At 64.5% G+C, this 18,890-nt stretch carries 21 protein-coding genes; 15 read left to right on the top strand and 6 right to left on the bottom strand.

Annotated features, from left to right (window positions below):
• Positions 1–2 precede the first annotated feature (2 nt).
• Positions 3–836, top strand: coding sequence for a C40 family peptidase (locus tag KC8_RS07295; RefSeq protein ID WP_010127625.1), 834 nt, complete (start codon positions 3–5; stop codon positions 834–836).
• Positions 833–1,768, top strand: coding sequence for an N-acetyl-gamma-glutamyl-phosphate reductase (argC, locus tag KC8_RS07300; RefSeq protein ID WP_010127624.1), 936 nt, complete (start codon positions 833–835; stop codon positions 1,766–1,768). The genes KC8_RS07295 and argC overlap by 4 nt, the downstream gene beginning before the upstream one ends.
• 170 nt (positions 1,769–1,938) lie before the next feature.
• Here argC and KC8_RS07305 read toward each other — a convergent pair whose 3' ends face one another.
• On the bottom strand, positions 1,939–3,450 hold the full coding sequence (locus KC8_RS07305; RefSeq protein ID WP_010127623.1) for a replicative DNA helicase: 1,512 nt from the start codon (positions 3,448–3,450) through the stop codon (positions 1,939–1,941).
• A 101-nt stretch (positions 3,451–3,551) separates the two neighbouring features.
• On the opposite strand from KC8_RS07305, the gene KC8_RS07310 reads away from it, so the two are divergent.
• From KC8_RS07310 to dcd, 5 genes are all read left to right on the top strand, one after another.
• Complete coding sequence (locus tag KC8_RS07310) at positions 3,552–4,001, top strand: MarR family winged helix-turn-helix transcriptional regulator (protein WP_010127622.1); 450 nt, start codon at positions 3,552–3,554, stop codon at positions 3,999–4,001.
• The gene (locus KC8_RS07315) at positions 3,998–5,041 is read left to right on the top strand and encodes an HlyD family secretion protein (RefSeq protein ID WP_010127620.1); all 1,044 of its coding nucleotides are present in this window, start codon (positions 3,998–4,000) and stop codon (positions 5,039–5,041) included. Before KC8_RS07310 ends, KC8_RS07315 begins: the two co-directional genes overlap by 4 nt.
• Before the next feature lie 53 nt (positions 5,042–5,094).
• The gene (locus KC8_RS07320) at positions 5,095–5,577 is read left to right on the top strand and encodes a UPF0262 family protein (RefSeq protein WP_010127619.1); all 483 of its coding nucleotides are present in this window, start codon (positions 5,095–5,097) and stop codon (positions 5,575–5,577) included.
• Complete coding sequence (locus tag KC8_RS07325) at positions 5,570–6,034, top strand: cytidine deaminase (protein WP_010127618.1); 465 nt, start codon at positions 5,570–5,572, stop codon at positions 6,032–6,034. The genes KC8_RS07320 and KC8_RS07325 overlap by 8 nt, the downstream gene beginning before the upstream one ends.
• A gap of 66 nt (positions 6,035–6,100) precedes the next feature.
• Complete coding sequence (dcd, locus tag KC8_RS07330; RefSeq protein WP_010127617.1) at positions 6,101–6,655, top strand: dCTP deaminase; 555 nt, start codon at positions 6,101–6,103, stop codon at positions 6,653–6,655.
• Here the strand turns inward: dcd and KC8_RS07335 are convergent.
• On the bottom strand, positions 6,636–7,616 hold the full coding sequence (locus KC8_RS07335; RefSeq protein WP_010127616.1) for a retroviral-like aspartic protease family protein: 981 nt from the start codon (positions 7,614–7,616) through the stop codon (positions 6,636–6,638). The two genes, dcd and KC8_RS07335, sit on opposite strands and share 20 nt — an antisense overlap.
• Positions 7,617–7,740: 124 nt before the next feature.
• Between KC8_RS07335 and KC8_RS07340 the strand changes: the two genes are divergently transcribed.
• The 3 genes from KC8_RS07340 (at position 7,741) to KC8_RS20270 (ending at position 9,936) form a co-directional block, all read left to right on the top strand.
• Positions 7,741–8,172, top strand: a complete 432-nt coding sequence (locus KC8_RS07340) for a YbaY family lipoprotein (RefSeq protein WP_010127613.1) — start codon at positions 7,741–7,743, stop codon at positions 8,170–8,172.
• Between the two features lie 66 nt (positions 8,173–8,238).
• Positions 8,239–9,102, top strand: coding sequence for an alpha/beta fold hydrolase (locus KC8_RS07345; protein WP_029624827.1), 864 nt, complete (start codon positions 8,239–8,241; stop codon positions 9,100–9,102).
• 192 nt (positions 9,103–9,294) lie between these two features.
• Complete coding sequence (locus tag KC8_RS20270) at positions 9,295–9,936, top strand: PEPxxWA-CTERM sorting domain-containing protein (protein WP_010127611.1); 642 nt, start codon at positions 9,295–9,297, stop codon at positions 9,934–9,936.
• Between the two features lie 142 nt (positions 9,937–10,078).
• Here KC8_RS20270 and KC8_RS07355 read toward each other — a convergent pair whose 3' ends face one another.
• Positions 10,079–12,325 (bottom strand): ribonuclease R family protein, encoded by a 2,247-nt coding sequence (locus KC8_RS07355; RefSeq protein ID WP_010127610.1) that lies wholly within the window; start codon positions 12,323–12,325, stop codon positions 10,079–10,081.
• Positions 12,326–12,447: 122 nt separating this feature from the next.
• Between KC8_RS07355 and KC8_RS07360 the strand changes: the two genes are divergently transcribed.
• The 4 genes from KC8_RS07360 (at position 12,448) to KC8_RS07375 (ending at position 14,844) form a co-directional block, all read left to right on the top strand.
• Entirely contained in the window at positions 12,448–13,341 is an 894-nt protein-coding gene (locus KC8_RS07360; protein WP_083831312.1) for a DUF3011 domain-containing protein, read from the top strand.
• 147 nt (positions 13,342–13,488) lie between these two features.
• On the top strand, positions 13,489–14,097 hold the full coding sequence (locus tag KC8_RS07365) for an NADPH-dependent FMN reductase (RefSeq protein ID WP_029624824.1): 609 nt from the start codon (positions 13,489–13,491) through the stop codon (positions 14,095–14,097).
• Positions 14,094–14,510 carry an FKBP-type peptidyl-prolyl cis-trans isomerase gene (locus tag KC8_RS07370; protein WP_010127606.1) on the top strand — a complete coding sequence of 139 codons (417 nt, stop codon included), beginning with the start codon at positions 14,094–14,096 and terminating at the stop codon, positions 14,508–14,510. The genes KC8_RS07365 and KC8_RS07370 overlap by 4 nt, the downstream gene beginning before the upstream one ends.
• 40 nt (positions 14,511–14,550) lie before the next feature.
• Positions 14,551–14,844, top strand: a complete 294-nt coding sequence (locus KC8_RS07375) for a putative quinol monooxygenase (protein ID WP_010127605.1) — start codon at positions 14,551–14,553, stop codon at positions 14,842–14,844.
• Between the two features lie 49 nt (positions 14,845–14,893).
• On the opposite strand, the gene KC8_RS07380 is transcribed toward KC8_RS07375, so the two are convergent.
• A complete protein-coding gene (locus tag KC8_RS07380) occupies positions 14,894–15,538 on the bottom strand; it encodes a uracil-DNA glycosylase (RefSeq protein WP_029624823.1) in 645 nt (214 codons plus the stop codon).
• Positions 15,539–15,561: 23 nt separating this feature from the next.
• On the opposite strand from KC8_RS07380, the gene folK reads away from it, so the two are divergent.
• A complete protein-coding gene (folK, locus tag KC8_RS07385; protein ID WP_010127602.1) occupies positions 15,562–16,056 on the top strand; it encodes a 2-amino-4-hydroxy-6-hydroxymethyldihydropteridine diphosphokinase in 495 nt (164 codons plus the stop codon).
• A 9-nt stretch (positions 16,057–16,065) separates the two neighbouring features.
• On the opposite strand, the gene KC8_RS07390 is transcribed toward folK, so the two are convergent.
• On the bottom strand, positions 16,066–16,719 hold the full coding sequence (locus KC8_RS07390; RefSeq protein ID WP_010127601.1) for a hypothetical protein: 654 nt from the start codon (positions 16,717–16,719) through the stop codon (positions 16,066–16,068).
• Complete coding sequence (locus KC8_RS07395) at positions 16,716–18,887, bottom strand: xanthine dehydrogenase family protein molybdopterin-binding subunit (RefSeq protein WP_010127600.1); 2,172 nt, start codon at positions 18,885–18,887, stop codon at positions 16,716–16,718. The genes KC8_RS07390 and KC8_RS07395 overlap by 4 nt, the downstream gene beginning before the upstream one ends.
• Positions 18,888–18,890: the final 3 nt, after the last annotated feature.

The following is an 18,890-nucleotide window of genomic DNA, read 5'->3' on the forward strand; positions in this document are numbered from 1 at the left end:
GCGTGCATCTGGACCCGCGCATCCACGCCGTTCGCAAGGACATCGCCGATATCGAACTCGCCGATCGTGTTTTCGCGCCGCATTATGCGGCAGCCGAAATCGGCCGGGTGATCGTCCCCTCCGTTGCGTTGCGCGCGGCGCCGTCACCGGCGGCGGCGGCGGTTTCCCAGCTCGTTTCGGGCGAAGGCTTTGCCGTCATCGACAATGAAGGCGGCTGGGCATGGGGCTATGGCCTGCACGACCATTATGTCGGCTATGTGCCGTCCGACGCCCTAGGCGACGCGGCGGAGCCGGATCATGTCGTCACGGCGGCATCGGCGCTGGTGTTCGCCGAAGCCGACATCAAGGCCCCCGTCGTCGCCACCTTGCCGATCGGCAGCCGCTTTGCCGCGACAGCCGAAGGGCCGTTCCTGAAAAGCGCGATCGGCTATGTCCATGCCCGCCATGCCGTAGCCACCACGGCCACGGAATCCGACCCCGTGGCCGTCGCCGAACGGCTGATCGGCCAGCCCTATCGCTGGGGCGGGCGCGGTGGCGACGGCGTCGATTGTTCCGGTCTCGTGCAGACCGCGATGGCGTTGTGCGGCGTTGCCGTCCCGCGCGATACCGATCAGCAGCGCGAAATCGGTGTCGAACTGGCTGACGGCGAGTTGCTGAAGCGCGGCGACCTTGTGTTCTTCCCCGGCCATGTCGGGCTGATGGCCGATGCAGAAACGCTGGTCCACGCCAACGCCCATTGGATGGCGGTGGTGCGTGAGCCGCTGGCCGATGTCGTCGCCCGATTGAAGCCCGACCACGATCAACCCATTATCGCGCGGCGGAGAGTGCTGCCATGACCGTCAAGATCTTCATCGACGGTGCCGCCGGCACCACTGGCCTTGAGATTCGCGAGCGGCTGGCCGATCGCAGCGACGTGACACTCGTCACCATCGCCGAAGACCGGCGCAAGGATGCCTCTGCCCGCGCAGAAGCGCTGAACGCTGCCGACGCGGTGATCCTGTGCCTGCCCGATGACGCCGCCCGTGAAGCCGTGTCGCTGATCGAAAACCCGGCAACGCGGGTGATCGACGCATCGACCGCGCACCGCACCGCGCCGGGCTGGACCTATGGCTTTGCCGAGGTCGAACCCGAACGCCGCGCCGAACTCGCCACCGCGACCCGCGTGTCGAACCCTGGCTGCTACCCCACCGGTTTCCTCGCGCTCGTCCGTCCACTCGTCCGCGCCGGGCTGCTGTCGGCGGATGCGCCGCTCAGCGTCAACGCGACGTCGGGCTATTCGGGTGGCGGCAAGGCGATGATCGCCGCGTTCGAACAGGCCGATGCGCCGGACGCGACCGATACGGCATTCCGTATCTATGCGCTGGGCCTTGGCCACAAGCATGTACCCGAAATGCAGAGCCATGCCGGGCTTGCCCATCCGCCGATCTTCCTGCCCGCCGTCGCGCGCACCTATCGCGGCATGCTGGTCGAAGTACCGATCCATCCCGTATGGCTGAAGGGCGATCTGGCCGCCGTGCGCGAAGCACTGGTGGAAGCATATCGCGAAAGCCCCGTCGTGCGTGTCGACACCGGCGACCACGGCGTGCTGTCACTCGAACAAGCGGCCGGCACCGATCGGCTGGAATTGTTCGCGTTCGGCCATGCCGCCACCGGCCAGATCCGGCTGGTCGCCGCACTCGACAATCTGGGCAAGGGTGCCGGCGGCGCGGCGGTGCAGAACCTCAACCTGATGTGCGGCCTGGGCGAAACGGCCGGGCTGCGCCTGTAATTGCAACGGGGGTTAAGTTGAGGAAGTTGAGGATTGCCATCCACATCTTCCACTTCACGCCGAACACCCATCAAGCAATTGTTATTCAATAAAGAAAGAGCCGCGAGTGGGATCACCCATTCGCGGCTCTATAGCATTGCGCGGTCGATGTAGGACAGGTCTTCCAGCCCCTAGCGATCGGGGCGCTGGCGATCATCGGCCAGATCGGTGAACTTGGTGAACTTGCTTTCGAACTTCATCGTCACCGTCGCGGTGGCGCCGTGGCGGTTCTTGGCGATGACGAGTTCGGCCAGGCCATGCGCGTCTTCCATCCGCTTCATCCAGGCATCGAAGGCCGCGACCGATCCGGCATCGTCGCCAACCTCGACCGACGCTTCCTTCGGCTTTTCGAAGTTGATGTAATATTCCTCGCGATACACGAACCAGACGATATCGGCGTCCTGTTCGATCGATCCGGATTCGCGAAGATCCGACAGCATCGGCCGCTTGTTTTCGCGCTGTTCGACCGCACGGCTGAGCTGGGACAGCGCGATCACCGGAACATGGAGTTCCTTCGCCAACTGCTTGAGACCACGGCTGATTTCCGAAATTTCCTGCACACGATTGCCATCGCGCGAATTGCCCGATCCTTGCAGCAACTGGAGGTAATCGACGACGATCATGTCGATACCGCGCTGGCGTTTCAGCCGGCGGGCGCGGGTGCGCAGCGCGGCGATGGTAAGGCCGGGGGTATCATCGATATAAAGCGGCAGGCTTTCGAGTTCGGCCGCCGCGCGCGCCAGATTGCGGAAATCATGGTGGCTGATGTCACCCATGCGCAGCTTCTGCGAACTGATTTCCGCCTGCTCGGCCAGAATACGGGTGGCCAGCTGATCCGCCGACATTTCGAGGCTGAAGAAAGCGACACCCGCGCCGACCGACTTTTCATCAGGAATGCCATCCTGACGATCGCGCACCCGCCGGATCGCGGCGTTGAAGGCGATGTTGGTGGCAAGCGATGTCTTGCCCATGCCCGGTCGGCCGGCAAGGATGATAAGATCCGAACGATGCAGGCCGCCCATCCGGGCATTCACGCTATCGAGGCCGGTGGTGATGCCCGAGACATGGCCGCCCGAATTGAGCGCGCGTTCGGCATTTTCCACCGCAACCTTGGTGGCCTGGGCGAAACTTTTGACGCTGCCCTGTTCGCCGCCTTCTTCGGCAACCCGGTAGAGCGCCACTTCGGCGGCCTCGATCTGCCCCTTGGGATCAACCGATTCGCTGGTATCGAGCGCGCTGACCACCATGTTGCGGCCGACACCGATCAGTTCGCGCAGCAGCGCCAGATCGTAAATCTGGGTCGCAAAATCGCGCGCGCCGATCAGCGCGGCGCCACTGCCCGTCAACTGCGCGAGATAGCCCGGCCCGCCAAGCTCGCGCATGGCTTCGTCGCCTTCGAACATCGGCCGCAAGGTTACCGGGTTGGCGACCATGTTGCGATCGGCCAGTTTCAGGATGGCGTCGTAGATACGGCCATGAACCGCTTCGTAAAAATGGTCGGACCGCAGGCGCACCTGCACATCTTCGGTCAACCGGTTGTCGATCATCAGCGCGCCCAGCAAGGCGGCTTCAGCCTCGACGTTGCGGGGCAGTTCAGGGGCATCCGCGGACACCGCGGGCATCAATCTCATGGGTTCGGCCATGGCCTATCATCGCCGATGGGCGGCGTTCCGACAATCGCAAAGCCGATGCTGCATCGCAAAACCCGCTTGCAATAACCATCATGAGCCATGATAATGTAAGCATGGCTACTAATCTCACCGAGAGCATCGGCTTTCTGCTGCACGATACGGCACGGATTTTCCGTTACCGCTTCGACGCGCGGGCGCGGGCACTTGGCGTCACGCGCCAGCAATGGCGTGCGCTGTTTCATATTTCCCGCAACGAAGGGTTGAATCAGGCCGAATTGGCCGATCACCTCGAAGTCGAACGGATTACGCTGTGCCGGATGATCGATCGGCTGGCCGAAGCCGGGCTGGTCGAACGGCGCGCCGACCCCCGCGATCGGCGGGTTTGGCGGCTTCATCTGCTGCCGCCCGCCCACGCCATTGTCGAAAAACTGTCCGAAATTGGCCTGGAAATGGAACAGGAAACAACAAACGCGCTTGGTGAAACGCATCGAAATGAATTGGTTGACAGTTTGAAGCGCCTCCGCGAGGCGCTGCGCGAAGACGGGCGGAAACAGGTTGCATGAACGAAATGACATCCATCGCTGCGGATAGCGCGACTGAAATCGCCGCCGATCCCCGCCCGTGGTGGCGCCTGCCGCTGATGCTGCTGGTGCCGGCGCTGCTGCTGGCCGGCGGCATCTGGCTGTGGGCGACGAGCGGGCGGACCGTATCGACCGACAACGCGCAGGTTGGCGCGGATATCATCAGCATCTCACCGGAAGTTGGCGGGCTGATCACCGAAGTGAACGTGCGTGAAAACCAGCAGGTCAAGAAAGGCGATCTGCTGTTCCGCATCGATCCCGCCCCTTACCGCATCGCACTGGCGCAGGCCGAAGCCGCAGTGGGCAACGCCCGCATCCAGGTGAACGAACTATCCAGTAACTATGTCTCCAAATCGGCGGACATCGGCGCGATGGCATCCGACGTTCAACTCGCACAGGAAAATTTCCAGCGGCAGAAAGACTTGCTCGACAAGGGCTTCACCACCCGCGCCAGTTTCGATCAGGCGCGCGCGGCACTTGCCTCCGCGCAGGCCAAGCGCGCCGTCGCCTCGGCCGACGCCAGCGCCGCGCAGGCGATGCTGGGTACCGGATCGGGCGGCTTGCACCCCCAGATCGCCGCCGCTGTCGCATCGCGTGACAAGGCAGCACTCGACCTTGCCCGCACCGAAATACGCGCGCCGGCGGATGGCGTCGTCGTTCAGGTCGACAAGCTCCAGCCCGGTTCAACCGCAATCGCATCGCTGACCAGCGTCACGCTGGTGTCCGGCGGGCATTATTGGGTCGATGCCAATTTCAAGGAAACCCAGCTCGCCAAGGTCCGCGTCGGCCAGCGCGCCGATATCGAATTCGATTCGATGCGCGGCCAGGAATGCGCAGCGCATGTCGCCAGCATCGGATCGGGCACCGGTTCGCAATTTTCGATGCTGCCGGCCCAGAATGCCACCGGCAACTGGGTGAAAGTGACGCAGCGCGTGCCTGTCCGCCTGATGCTGGATTGCAAGCCGGATCGTCCGCTCGTCGCCGGATCAAGCGCGAACGTGACGGTTCACGTCGCCGATTGATCCCTTCCCCTTTGCGATTTTCCGGCTGCTCGGATAACAGCAGCCGGACACTTATGGCCGATCCGCGCATCATCGCCGTCGATCTCGACGACAAGACGATTATCTGGCGCAATGCCGATGTCGAGCAGGAACGGCGGATCGCGATCTTCGACCTGCTCGAAGGCAATCATTTCCGGCCCGAACGCGACTATCCTGAAGGCTATGCCGGCCCATTCCGCATCGCCCTGCGGGTGGAAGAAGGGCGGCTGGCGATCGATATCCTCAGCGAGGACGAACAACGGCTGGAAACGCTGATCCTCGGGCTTGGTCGCTTTCGCCGCCCGATCAAGGATTATTTCGCGATCTGCGACAACTATTATCAGGCGATCCGCCAGGCGACGCCACAGCAGATCGAAACCGTCGACATGGCCCGGCGCGGCATCCACAACGACGCGGCCGAACTTCTGAAGGAACGGCTGCAGGGCAAGATCGACGTCGATTTCGATACGGCGCGGCGCCTGTTCACCCTGATCTGCGTGCTCCACATCCGTGGCTGAGGTCGATCTGGCCGACATTGCCGGCGCGGTGCTGATCGACGCCGCGCGCGAGGCGGCCGCCAACGCCTATGCCCCCTATTCGCGGTTCGCGGTCGGCGCGGCGCTGCTGCTGGACGATGGCACGATCATCCCCGGCACCAACATGGAAAATGCCAGCTACGGCCTGTCGCTGTGCGCCGAAACCGTGGCGCTGGCCGCCGCCAACACCGCCGGCCGGCTGCGCGACGTGGTGGCGATCGGCATCGTCGGCGGGCGCAAGACGCGCGGCGGGCTGGACGGATCCGACCCGGTGCGCCCGTGCGGCCGCTGCCGGCAGATGCTGAACGAAGCCGCGCAGATCGGCGGACGCGACATCATCGTCCACTGCGCATCGGGCGATGGCGGCGCGATCGAACGGCATCTGTTGTCGGAATTGCTGCCGCATGCGTTCGGCCCCGCCGACCTCGACTTGCATTAATTCGCAGCCCCGGCAAAGGCAGAAACAGCCGTCGCCTGCGTGACGTGAAGGGGAGTTGATCGTCGAATGTCCATCATGTCCGACAAGTGGATCCGCGAACGCGCGCAAGCCGACGGGATGATCGAGCCGTTCGTCGAAGCGCAGCGCCGCGACGGCTGCATCAGCTACGGCCTGTCATCCTATGGCTATGACGCGCGGGTGGCCGACGAGTTCAAGATCTTCACCAACGTCGATTCGGCGACGGTGGACCCTAAGAACTTTGCGTCGAACAGCTTCGTCGATCGCAAGACCGACGTATGCGTGATCCCGCCCAACAGCTTTGTCCTCGCCCGTACGGTGGAATATTTCCGCGTGCCGCGCGATGTACTGGTCATCTGCCTCGGCAAATCGACCTATGCGCGCTGCGGCATCATCGTGAACGTCACCCCGCTGGAACCCGGCTGGGAAGGCCATGTCACGCTGGAATTTTCCAACACCACACCGCTGCCGGCCAAGGTGTATGCCAATGAAGGCGCGTGCCAGTTCCTGTTCCTGCAGGGCAATGAGCCGTGCGAGGTGAGCTATGCCGACCGCGCCGGCAAATATATGGGCCAGCGCGGCGTTACCCTGCCCCGCCTTTAGCCGCATCGCCCCGGGCAAGGCCGCGCCGGCCTTGTTCGCGCGGCATGAAGCGAACCTTCTTGTTGCCAAAATCGACCGACACGCGTTCGAAACTGCGCAGCAGATCCATGCCCAGCAGCATCGCCGGCTTCTTCGACAGGCCGAATATCTTGAACGGATGCGCCTCGGTCCATGCGATCGACAGGCCTTCGACGCGCAGGCCGCCGATCCGCATCCGCGGCAGCATGCCCATTTCCGCGTCGATCTGCCGGCCCGCAACGTCGACCAGAGTGATCTGGCGCACGCCGCCCTGCTTGCCCTTGCGCGTCAGCTTGCGGCGCAAGGCATCGTTGCCGACCGACACCTGCGCGCCGGAATCGAGGATCACATTGACCTTTTCGCCATCGATGTCGGCATCGACCAGGATCAACTGGCCATATTTGCGCCGCGCGGTGACGGTGATCGTCCCCGGCTCCACCTTTTCCGGCGTCACCCGCGACGGATAGACGTGCATCGTGCCGGCAATGAAATCCATCTCGATCCGCTGATTGGCAAGGCCGTCAATCCCGAGCAGTCCGGAAACACCCAGATTCTGATCGGCGAGCACGGGCGCCCGCACATCCAGCACCTCATTGCTGCCAATCTGCAGGCTGGCGATCAGCGCCGTGCCGATCTGGTTCGCCCCGCCCATGCTGTGCATCGTCGCGGGCCTGCCCTTGGGCAGATCAAGCCGATCGGACAGGCTGCGGGCGACGGCCGTCCGATCCGACCCGGTATCGATCGCGAACGGGTAAGGCCCCTTGCCGTTGACCATCACCCCCACCGTCATCCGCTGCGCAGCATCCTGTGCGGTAGCGAGCGCCTGGGGTGTTTCGGCGCCCGCGACAACGGCCGGCGGCGCGGCGATCACCGCTGGCGGAACAGGCGCCGCGACGGGAGGGAGTAACGCACCCGCTGTCGCCGCAAGAATCCCGAGAAGCATCGCCCTTGCCTCCGACCAACCGTGTTAGGTGGTTATAACACATACCCCCTCCCAACAGAAGCGCGACGGATCGCATCCAAAAGGGCATGATCGCCACATGTTGCACGAAACGGGGAGAAACCGAATGCGCGCCATATTGCCGATGGCCCTGTTGATGCTTGCAACCGCGGGGTGCCAGATGACCGTGCCGTTCAATACCGCGCCCAGCCGCGAGGGAACAACCCGGCTGGTTCTTCTCGAAGGGATCGCCACATACCGCCAGCGCATCGCGCTACCACCCGATGCCACGCTGATCGTGCGGGTGCAGGATGTTTCGCTGGCCGACGCGCCGGCGATGTTGATCGCGGAGAAACGGTTGCCGACCGAGGGCCGGCAGGTGCCGCTGCCATATGCGATCGAATATGATCCCGCCCGTATTCTGCCCAATCACAGGATCACGGTGAGCGGCCGGATCGAAGATGGCCAGGGCAAATTGCTGTGGATCACTGACACCGCGATCCCGCTGCCCGCCGCCGGCGATCGGGCAGATCTGCTGCTGGTGCAGGTTTCCGGCTGATGCCGACGCGAACGCTTGCCGAACTGCCAAATTTCATGCCAGATGCGCGCCGAACAGGATCGGAGGATGCGCATGTCGGCAATGAGCTTTGAAGAAACCAGCCGGATTCTGGATGATGCGGGCGGCGCACTCCATTATCATGAAGCAGGCAGCGGCGAGACGCTGCTTCTGCTCCACGGATCCGGCCCCGGCGTCACCGGCTGGGCCAATTTCGGCAACAACCTGCCGGTGTTTGCCAAGCATTTCCGCACGCTGATTCTGGATCTTCCAGGCTATGGCAAAAGCGCCCCGGTGGAAGGCATGCCGATCCCGGCCGCGGTCGATTCCGTGATCCGCTTCATGGATCGCATGGGCATCGAAAGCGCGCACATCGTCGGCAATTCCTATGGCGGCATCGTCGGTGCCCAGCTGGCAGCCGCCCATCCCGATCGGGTGAAGCGGTTCATCACCATCGGCGGCATCGGCGTCGGCATCCTCAGCAGCTTTCCGGGCGAAGGGCTAACCCGCCTGGTCGATTTCGTCGAACAGCCGAGCAAGGAACGCCTGGTCGCGTGGCTGCATTCGATGGTGTTCGACAAGGCGATCCTGACCGAAGAACTGCTCGAAATGCGCTGGAAATCGTCGACCGATCCGGTGACGATGGAAACCAGCAAGAAAATGTATACGCGTCAGGCGCTGGAGGCGATCGCAGCCTTTGGCCGTGGCCCGGATGCCGTGCAGGGCTTTGCCTATCTGCCAAAGATCAAGGCGCCGACGCTGATCGCATGGGGCCGTGACGACCGGGTGAACCCGCTCGATGGCGCGCTGGTTCCGATGCGGCTGATCCCCAATGCGGAACTGCATGTGTTCCCCAATTGCGGCCACTGGGCGATGATCGAACGCAAGGCCGAGTTTGAAAATCTCGCCCTCGCATTTCTGACCCGCGACTAAGCACAAGCGGATTATCTTACCGCAACAATGTGTTAATTTCTGCATATCCCCGCCAGACTGTCAGATATCTTTACGAATGACCGTCGGGCGGGGGTGGCACCCCGGCCGTGATTTAATCAGAATCAATTACTTATCTGTCTTGGCACAAATCCTGCTTACAATTGGCGCAACATATGTGACCTGGAGGCTGCCTTGTACAAAGCTTTGTGTGCCATCGCCCTGACCGGCGCCGCGATCGCCGCGACCCCCGCCAGCGCGGCTGTCGTTTTCACTTCGACTTTCGAAAACGTGCCCGGCGGCCCGACCAACGGCACCTTCACCAACGTCCTGACCGCCGATGGCTGGACGGCGGCTGACGCCAGCCACCCGATCGAACTGCAGAACCACGTCGCGGGCAACCCCGCGCCCACCGGCGGCAATGTGTTTGTCGAACTGGACAGCTCGCAGAACAGCTCGATGTCGCGCGTGATCGAAGCCGGCACCTATCAGCTCAGCTTCCTGTATTCGCCGCGCCCCGGCGTTGACGCCAACAGCAATGGCATCAGCGTGTTCCTGAACGACGTCCTGCTCGATCCGCCGGGCACCGTCACGGGCACCGGTGGCAACCAGACCAGCTGGTCGACGATCACGTCGGGTTTCTTCACCGTCGACGCCCCCACCACGCTGAAGTTCGCGGCCGTCGGCACGTCCAACTCGCTGGGCGGCTATGTCGACAACATCACGCTGAACGCGGTTCCCGAACCGGCGACCTGGGCGATGATGATTGCCGGCTTCGGCCTCGTCGGTGGCGCGATGCGCCGCCGCACGGTGCGCACTGCCGTCACCTACGCCTGATCCCTAACGGATCGATGAAGACGCCGCTGGCCCACGGGCCGGCGGCGTTTTTCATGCGCGCAATAAATCGGTTAGCCGTTCCGCCGGCTCCCGGCTCAGACATACGTCGAAAGCCGGCGTCGCCATTGCGAACAATCGGCTTCTAGCGACGCCGCCCCTGATGGCGGATATTGCCGGGCCGACCGCGCCGGCCCATCACCTTGCGATCCTTGCCGCCACGCCGCAGCGGCAGATGGTTTACGCCTTCGGGCAATTCGAAGCGCAAGCTGCCGCTGATCGGATTGGCTTCGACCAGCCGCAATTGCAGTTTCTGCCCCGGTACGTAGCGATCGCCCGATTCCTCGCCTTCCAGCGCCTGCGCGCCTTCATCGTAGCGAAAGCGTTCGGCGCCTAGTGTCGACACCGGCACCAGCCCGTCGCCGCCCAGCCCGACCACCGTGGCAAAAAAGCCGAAGCTCTGCACGCCGGTGATCCGTGTATCCATCAGTTCGCCCACATGCGCGGCGAGATATGCCGCGACATAACGGTCGATCGTCTCGCGCTCGGCCTCCATCGCGCGCCGTTCGGCCTGGCTGATCGCCGTGCCCAACTGCTCCATCCGCGTCGAATCCTCCGCCGCCAGCCGCGTCGCCTTCATATCCGGATCAAGGCCATAGGCCCCCACCAGCGACCGGTGCACGATCAGATCGGCATAACGCCGGATCGGGCTGGTGAAATGCGCGTAGCTGCCCAGCGCCAGCCCGAAATGGCCGACATTGCGCGGCGCATAATAAGCCTGCGTCTGGCTGCGCAGAACCTGTTCCATCACCTGCGGCCGGAAATCGGCATCCTCGCCGATCCGAGTGAGCAACTGGTTGAACGTCGCCGGACGCACCACCTGCCCCAGCGCAAATTCGATTTCGAACGTCTTGAGATAATCCTTGAGCGCAATCAGCTTTTCCCGGCTGGGTGGTTCGTGATCGCGATACATCACATCGGCTTTCTTCGCCTCCAGCGCCTTGGCGGCGGCGACGTTGGCGGCGATCATATAATCTTCGATCAGCCGGTGCGCATCGAGCCGTTCGCGCGGGGCAACCGACAGGATACGGCCCTTTTCATCCAGCACGACGCGCCGTTCGGGCAGATCGAGATCGAGCGGCGCGCGGGCATCGCGGGCACGGCCCAGCGCGGCCCAGCACGCCCATAGCGGCTTGAGCGCGCTTTCGGTCAGGGCACCGGGTTCATTCGCGGTCCCGTCGATCGCGGCCTGCGCATCTTCATAGGCGATGTTCGCCGCGATCCGCACCAAGGCGCGGGTGAAGCGCCAGGCCAATAGCTTGCCGTCCTTGCCGATCGTGAGGTGGCAGGCCATCGCCGCGCGGTCCTGCCCGGCTTTCAGCGAACACATGTCCGCGCTCAGCGTTTCGGGCAGCATGGGGACGACGCGATCGGGAAAATAGACGCTGTTGCCGCGCTTGCGCGCCTCGCGATCGAGCCGCCCGCCGGGGCGGACGTAAAAGCTGACATCGGCGATGGCGACGATCGCCCGAAAGCCGCCGATATTGGCGGGGTCGTCATCGGGCGTGGCCCACACCGCATCGTCATGGTCGCGCGCATCGGCGGGATCGATCGCCACGATCGGCAGATGACGCAGATCCTCGCGCCCCTCGCCCAGCGGCAGCTTGGCGACGCGTTCGGCTTCCTTGATCGTTTCTTCGGCGAAGGCGTTGGGGATATTGTGCTTGTGGATCGCAATCAGGCTGAAGCTGCGCGGTGCGAACGGATCGCCCAGTTTCTCGCTGACCTTGACGGTCATCCGTGGCGGCCGACCCGCCTTTTCGGCCAACACCAGATCGCCCGGCCCCGCCCCGCCCGCATCGGACACCGGCCAGTCGCGCTTCTCGCGCTTGTCGACCGGCTTCAGCCAAAGCCGGTCGCCTTCGGCATGGAGCACGCCGAGCACCAGTTCCTCGCCCCGCGCGAGCTTCTTCATCGGGTGCGCGATCCAGCCCGCGCCCTTTTCTTCGGTACGGGCCAAAATGCGATCACCCGGCCCCAGCGCTGAACGGCGGCTGCGTTCCACCACGCGCAGGCGGGGTGGCGGGGTTTCGGCCTGCCAGTTTTCCGGCACGGCGACGGGTTGATCGCCGTCGACGTCGACGATGCGCAGCACCGTCACCTTCGGCACCCCGCCCATCTTGTGGAACGCGCGGCCGGGGGCACTGTCGATCAGCCCCTCATCCGCCATGTCCCTCAGCAGGGCTTTCAGCAGGATTTTATCCTGAGCCGTAAGGCCGAAAGCCTTCGCGATTTCGCGCTTGCCGGCCGGCGTTTCGGATTGGGTGATGAAATCCAGGATCTGCTGGCGGCTGGGAAGGCCGGGGGGAAGGCGACGTTTCATCGTCCACATCTAGGGCCTGATCGCCGACGATAGAAGCGTTTCATGCAGTCAGCCGATCAAGTTGCCGCCGTGTCGCCTAGCCTTCGAAAATGATGTAAATTCATTCCGGGGCAATAACGGGAGAAGCAGCGATGTCTCACAAGGCGATCATGGCCGCGACGATCGGTTCGTTCATCATGACGAGCCTCGCCACACCGGCGATGGCGTACCAGCCGACCACCCGGCCAGCCTGGCCCGATGCGCAGCAGCCCACGCCCTTGCCCGCCCCCCTGCCCGCGCCCGGAACGACCCGGCCGATGCCCATCCCCGAACGCCCGCAAATCCGCCCGCCGGTCTATCCCGGCACCGGCTATCCGGGAAATGGCTATAATGACGATTATGCCGGTACGTTGCGGTGCCAGTCGAAAGGCTACAAGACCAAGCGGTGCAGCGCCCGCACGGAAAATCGCGTGCGGCTGATCCAGCATATCGCCGGAAACTGCCGCCAGGGCCGCACCTGGGATTATGATTATGATTCGATCACCGTGCGCGACGGATGCCAGGCCGAATTTGGCTATGGCTACCGATATGGCGGTGGCGACAACTACCCGTATCCCGATCGCGACAAGGACAAGGGGCCAAGCACCGGCGCGATCATCGCCGGGGTTGCCGTCGCCGGCGGGCTGATCGCGCTGCTGGCGTCGCAGGGCAAGAAGAAAAAGGAAGCCACCCCGACCGAGCCGGCCGCACCGGAAAAACCGGCCACATTCCCCGCCGGCCCGCCGGCTGCAATCGTCGCCGATTTTGCCGGCCTGCCGGCCGCAGCACGCCCGGTAGCGAACAGGTGCATGACCGAAGCCGCCCGCCAGATCGGCGCGACCGGCGGCACGCGGCTGTCATATGACCGGCTGGTGTCGCTGGAACAGGGCAATGGCGGCTGGCGCATCCGCGCGGCGCTGACCGGCACCTATCCCGACGGCGAACGCGCCATTCCGATGTATTGCCGGGCGACACCCAGCAAGATCATCGAGCTGACGTTCGGCTAGGCCCAAGCCCACCCCGGCCCGTTCGGGTTTGGATTTGCGGCCGGAAGCAGCCCCGTGGAGCTACCACTCCACGGGGCATCCTCCGTTCGGACGTTGCGAAGCCCGCAATCGCGTGGCAAGCGCTTCGCCGACACGAAGGAGACACTGATGCCGGATTCGACCTCGACCAAGCCGTTCATTGTCGGGATCGGGGGCACCGCCACCGCCAATTCATCGACCGAACAGGCGCTGGCGATCGCACTCGCCTCTGCCGAACGCGCCGGCGCCGAAGTCAAGCTGTTCGGCGCGGAAACGCTGGCAGCCCTGCCCCATTACATGACCGAGGCCAGCAGCGTTTCGGCCGAAGGCCGCGAATTTGTGGCTGCGGTGCGCCGCGCCGATGGCCTGATCATCGCCAGCCCCGGCTATCACGGCTCGATCTCGGGCCTCGTCAAGAACGCGATCGATTATCTGGAGGAAACCTCCAAGGATGCGCGCGTCTATCTCGATGGTGTTCCGGTCGGACTGATCGCCACCGCTTATGGCTGGCAGGCGACGGGCAGCACGCTCGCCACGCTGCGGTCGATCGTCCACGCGCTGCGCGGCTGGCCGACGCCGCTGGGCGCCGCGATCAACAGTTCGGGCGGGATATTCAAGGGCGGCGTGTGCAGCGATGCCGGTGCATCCAACCAGCTCGAACTGGTCGGCCGTCAGGTCCATGAATTCGCCCGCCTGCACCGCGCCAATCCCAGCGTGACCGAAACGAGCGCCGCGTGAAAATCCTCGCCGCCACGCTGGCGCTGGCCATCGCCACCCCGGCGATGGCGGCGCCCGCCCCCAAGCCGCCGGTGATCGCGAAAACCGCATCGGGCATCAGCTATCAGGTGCTGCGCCCGGCCAAGGGGCCACGCCCCAAAGCCAGCGACCGCGTGAGCGTCAATTATCGCGGGATGCTGGACGACGGCCGCACGTTCGATGCCAGCCGTTACGACATGCCCGTCACCTTCGGGCTGGATCAGGTGATCCCCGGCTGGACCGAAGCCGTGCAATTGATGGAAGTCGGCTCCAAATATCGCTTCGTCATCCCGCCGGAACTGGCCTACGGCGCCAATGGTGCCGGCAGCGATATCCCGCCCAACGCCACGCTGACCTTCGATGTCGAGCTGATCGCGATCAACCCGCCGGAATAACAAAAGCCCGGTATCCCATCCGACAAGAGAGAGGACTGCCATGACCGTCGCCAGGCATTATGTGATGCACGCCGCTGAAGGGAATGACGCCCAGTTGGAAACCGCGCTGCGCGATCTGGCCGACAAGGTTCGCCCGATCCCCGGTTGCCAAGGGGTCGAACTGATGCGCGACATCGGCAACGAACGCCGTTTCGTCTTCATCGAAAAGTGGGATTCGGTCGACGCGCACAAGGGCGCCGGCGCGCATCTGCCCAAGGAAGCGCTGGCCCCTGTGATGGCCGCGCTCGATGGCCCGCCAGACGGTGGCTATCTCGATTATCTCAAGACGGTCTGACATCTTTTTCGCGCCCGGCCGAACCGCCGGGCGCGAACAGGGAACATGATCAGCCCTTCAATTCCATCGCCCGCGCGAACACGGCTTCGAACATCTCAGCCGTCAACAAACCGGTATTCTGGTTGCGCCGCGAACAATGATAGCTGTCGACGATCATCATGCCGCTTGGCACGCGATGCTCGGCACCATGGGCGAAGCGGCATTTGGGCAGCTTGCCGCCCAGCGCCTTCACCACCGACTGATGCGCGACCTGGCCGAGGGCGATGACAACCTTCAGATTGGGCAATCGCGCCAGATCGGGCTTCAGGAAATCCCGACAGGCCTTGATCTCTTCCGGCAGCGGCTTGTTTTCGGGTGGCACGCAGCGGACCGCATTGACGACGATCGCGCCGTTCAGCACCAGCCCATCATCCGGCCGACCGGCAAAGGTGCCGTCCGCCAGCCCAAATTTGCCAAGCGTCTCGTACAGTAGCGCGCCCGCGAAATCGCCGGTGAACGGGCGGCCGGTGCGGTTCGCGCCCCACAGGCCGGGGGCCAGGCCGACAATGGCCAGCCACGCATCACTGTCGCCGAAGCTGGATACCGGCGCATTGTGCCAGTCGGGATGGGCGGCGCGCTGTTCCGCACGGAAGGCCACAAGGCGGGGACAGCGCGGGCAATCGCGCGGCGGTTCAATCGGGCTGGGCATCGTCATCGCCGTGCGATAGGCGACGACGGATGCCGCGCACAAGCTATGCCATCGCTTTAGGATCGAATCGCCGCCACGGCCGCCACGGATCGCCCGATCGCGTGATCGCGGCCGCGCTTGACGCACTGGCGGCCGAAGGCGTCACCATCATCCGCATGTCCCGTGTGATCGCCACCGCTGCGCTTGGCCCGGCGGGACGCGGCTTTGCCAATGCCGCCGCGATTGTCGAAAGCGATCTGACGCCGCCTGCCCTGCTCGCCTTGTTCAAGCGGATTGAACGCGCCTTTGGCCGCAGGCGGGGGCGACGCTGGGGACCGCGCGTGCTCGATCTCGATATCCTGCTCTGGTCCGGCGGGACATGGCCACCATTCCCGCGCACGGCAGCGCCCGGACAACTGGCAGTACCCCACAGCCAGATCGCCGCACGCGCCTTCGTGCTCGATCCGCTGCTGCCGATCACACCCCAGTGGAGGCATCCGCTGACAGGACGAACGGTGCGCCAGATGCGGGCGCGGCTGGGTTAGCCGATCCCGTCAGGCCGGGCAGACCGCGCCGCTATCGGCCCACGCCTTGTACAACGCACCGAATTCAGCCTGCGTGCCGGGCGCTGGCACGCGTTTGCCACCGGGTGCCCAGCCCCAACCGACCAGCGTATCGTTCGTCATATGCTCGATCATGTCGGCCATGGACTTGCCACCATTGCGTTCGGGATCCTTGAGCTGCCGGCAGATCTGCCCCAGCGTCTTGCCTGCCCACGCCATTTCGGGTGGAGCCAGATGCCATTGCGGATGCCCCGGCACGCCCGACACCGCATAATTGGCCGGCCCATGGCAGGTGGTGCAGCGCAGCCCTGTCGCGCCGATGCCACCATCACCGCGCACCACCATCGGCATGTGCGGCGTCATCCGTTCGGTTTGCGTCGGCCGTTCGGTGGCGGGATGGCAGTTCAGACAGCGCGGATGCTGGAGCACCTTGCCGACTTCACCGAACAAAGCGAGCGAACGGGCGCGCTTGTCGGCGATGCCGGCAAAGGCCGATACCGGTTTCAGGCTGGTCGCCAGCGCCGGACGCAACTTGGCTGCGGGCGCCGGTTGCGGGGCCGGCTGGGGCGCCGCCGTCGCCATCGCCCCACCGACCGCAGCAACGGACAATGCCGCCGCCGTCGCAAGGATCGCAGCCCGGATCATGCCGGCCGCACCATCGGCAGCCGGGCTGGCCGCACCTTGCCCAGACGCGCCAGCGCATTCGCCACGGCAGGTGCCGCCGGTGGCACGCCTGGTTCGCCGATGCCGCTTGGCGCTTCGGCCGATGGCACGATCACGACTTCGATCTCGGGCATTTCCATGATCCTCAGCGAACGATAATCGTTGAAATTGGCAACGGCCGCCGCGCCCTTCACCAGCGGCACTTCGGCATAAAGCGCGTGGCCAAGGCCATAGCCGATGCCGCCTTCGGCCTGTGCGCGGATCACATCGGGGTTCACCGCGACACCGCAATCCACCGCGCACCAGATTTTGTGCACTTTGGGTTCGCCATTCTCATCCAGCGACACTTCGGCGATCTGGGCAACGAAACTGCCGAAGCTTTCGACCACCGCCACACCCCGTGCGCGCCCGTTGGCAACGGCGGGGCCGGTCCATTTCGCGAGGTCGGCCACCGCCTTCAGCACGCCGGCCGCACGCGGCGCCTTGCCCATCAGCGCCAGCCGCCCGGCGACAGAATCCTTGCCGGCCTTTTCCAGCAACTGATCGACGAAACATTCGACGGCATAGCCGGTGTGCGTGTGCCCCACCGATCGCCACCACAAGGTGGTTACCGGGGTCGGATCATCCTGCACCGTACAGCGAAATGCGGCGATGTCGTACGGAATTTGGTGCGCGCCTTCGATCATGCCGAAATCGACACCATTTCGCACCATCATCGCTTCGAACGGGGTGCCCTTGGCAAAGGACTGGCCGACGATATCGTTCGCCCAGGCGGTGATCTGGCCATCCTTCACCACACCGCGCAGCCGGTGGACCATCAGTGGCCGGTAATAGCCACCATGGATGTCATCCTCGCGCGTCCACACCAGCTTGATCGGCTGGCCCGGCCCGATCGCCCTGGCGGCTTCGGCCAGTTCGACCGCGAGATGCGCGTTGGCCGTCGCGCGGCGGCCAAAGCTGCCGCCGGCCAGCATGGTTTCGATGCGGACCTGCCCGGGCGACAGGCCCAGCACCTGGGCCAGCGCGGCATGATCGATCGTCTGCATCTGACAGCCGAAACGGGCCAGCGCGCTCTTGCCATCCCATTCGAGATAGCCGTCGAGCGGTTCCATCGGGGCATGGGCAAGAAACGGGAAAACATATTCCGCCTCGACCAGATCACCGCCAGCGGCCAGCGCAGCATCAACATCGCCGGCTTTCGCCGCAACCGTACCGGACTTTTGCGCGAGCGCCCGATATTGCGCGATCATCTCCTCCGATCCGCGCACTTCGGCCTTGCTGTCGTCCCACTGGACATTCAGCAGGCCGCGCGCCTTGATCGCGGGCCACATCCCCGTCGCATAGACGGCCACGCCGCTGGAAATGGCTTTGACGGCCTTCACGCCCCGCACCTTCAGGGCAGCGGTCGCATCGAACGACGCGACTTTGGCGCCAAAGCGCGGCGGCCGGGCGACGACCACGGTGAGCATGCCCGGCGCCTTGATGTCGATCGTGAAGATCGCCGAACCATTGGTCTTGGCCGGACTATCAAGCTTGCGGACGCTGTGATCCTTACCGATCAGGCGAAACGCGCTTGGATCTTTCAGCGGTACATCCTGCGGCACCGGCAATCTGGATGCGGCGGCCGCGAACTCGCCAAAGCGCCCTTCCCGTCCCGATTTGGCATGACGAATCACACCATTGTCGACGCTGATCTGAGTCGGCGGCACCTTCCACTGGGCAGCGGCGGCGGACACCAGCATCGCCCGCGCGGTCGCCCCCGCCCGGCGCATCAGCAGATAGCTGCTGGCCAGTGCGGTCGATCCGCCCGTGCCTTGAATCCCGCCCAGAGTGGCGTTGCCGTAGATCGCCGCGTTGGCCGGCGCAGCTTCGGCGACCACCTTGGCCCAATCGGCGTCCAGTTCCTCGGCAACCAAAGTGGCAAGGCCGGTATATGGCCCCTGGCCAAATTCGATATGCTTGACGACGACCGTCACCACATCATCCGCGCCCACCCGCACGAACGCGTTGGGATCGATCGGGGCCGCCGCCTTGGCAGCAGCGGCTGCACCCTGCGCCCGGCCCGCCGCCGGCAGCGTCAGGCCAATCACCAGCGCGCCAGCGCCACCAAGCGCCGCCCTGCGTGACAGGCAAAGATCTTCGATGCCCATGGT

Origin of the sequence: Sphingomonas sp. KC8, from assembly GCF_002151445.1 — a bacterium.
Classification (GTDB): Bacteria; Pseudomonadota; Alphaproteobacteria; order Sphingomonadales; family Sphingomonadaceae; genus Sphingomonas_E.

Coding starts and splice junctions, on each gene's coding strand:
- KC8_RS07395 (WP_010127600.1), bottom strand. CDS start 18,887: ATGGGCATCGAAGATCTTTGCCTGTCACGCAGGGCGGCGCTTGGTGGC.
- KC8_RS07310 (WP_010127622.1), top strand. CDS start 3,552: ATGGCTACTAATCTCACCGAGAGCATCGGCTTTCTGCTGCACGATACG.
- KC8_RS07305 (WP_010127623.1), bottom strand. CDS start 3,450: ATGGCCGAACCCATGAGATTGATGCCCGCGGTGTCCGCGGATGCCCCT.
- KC8_RS07380 (WP_029624823.1), bottom strand. CDS start 15,538: ATGACGATGCCCAGCCCGATTGAACCGCCGCGCGATTGCCCGCGCTGT.
- KC8_RS07365 (WP_029624824.1), top strand. CDS start 13,489: ATGCCGGATTCGACCTCGACCAAGCCGTTCATTGTCGGGATCGGGGGC.
- KC8_RS07315 (WP_010127620.1), top strand. CDS start 3,998: ATGAACGAAATGACATCCATCGCTGCGGATAGCGCGACTGAAATCGCC.
- argC (WP_010127624.1), top strand. CDS start 833: ATGACCGTCAAGATCTTCATCGACGGTGCCGCCGGCACCACTGGCCTT.
- KC8_RS07335 (WP_010127616.1), bottom strand. CDS start 7,616: ATGCTTCTCGGGATTCTTGCGGCGACAGCGGGTGCGTTACTCCCTCCC.
- KC8_RS07390 (WP_010127601.1), bottom strand. CDS start 16,719: ATGATCCGGGCTGCGATCCTTGCGACGGCGGCGGCATTGTCCGTTGCT.
- KC8_RS07375 (WP_010127605.1), top strand. CDS start 14,551: ATGACCGTCGCCAGGCATTATGTGATGCACGCCGCTGAAGGGAATGAC.
- KC8_RS07345 (WP_029624827.1), top strand. CDS start 8,239: ATGCGCATGTCGGCAATGAGCTTTGAAGAAACCAGCCGGATTCTGGAT.
- dcd (WP_010127617.1), top strand. CDS start 6,101: ATGTCCATCATGTCCGACAAGTGGATCCGCGAACGCGCGCAAGCCGAC.
- KC8_RS07340 (WP_010127613.1), top strand. CDS start 7,741: ATGCGCGCCATATTGCCGATGGCCCTGTTGATGCTTGCAACCGCGGGG.
- KC8_RS07355 (WP_010127610.1), bottom strand. CDS start 12,325: ATGTGGACGATGAAACGTCGCCTTCCCCCCGGCCTTCCCAGCCGCCAG.
- KC8_RS07360 (WP_083831312.1), top strand. CDS start 12,448: ATGTCTCACAAGGCGATCATGGCCGCGACGATCGGTTCGTTCATCATG.
- KC8_RS07320 (WP_010127619.1), top strand. CDS start 5,095: ATGGCCGATCCGCGCATCATCGCCGTCGATCTCGACGACAAGACGATT.
- folK (WP_010127602.1), top strand. CDS start 15,562: ATGCCGCGCACAAGCTATGCCATCGCTTTAGGATCGAATCGCCGCCAC.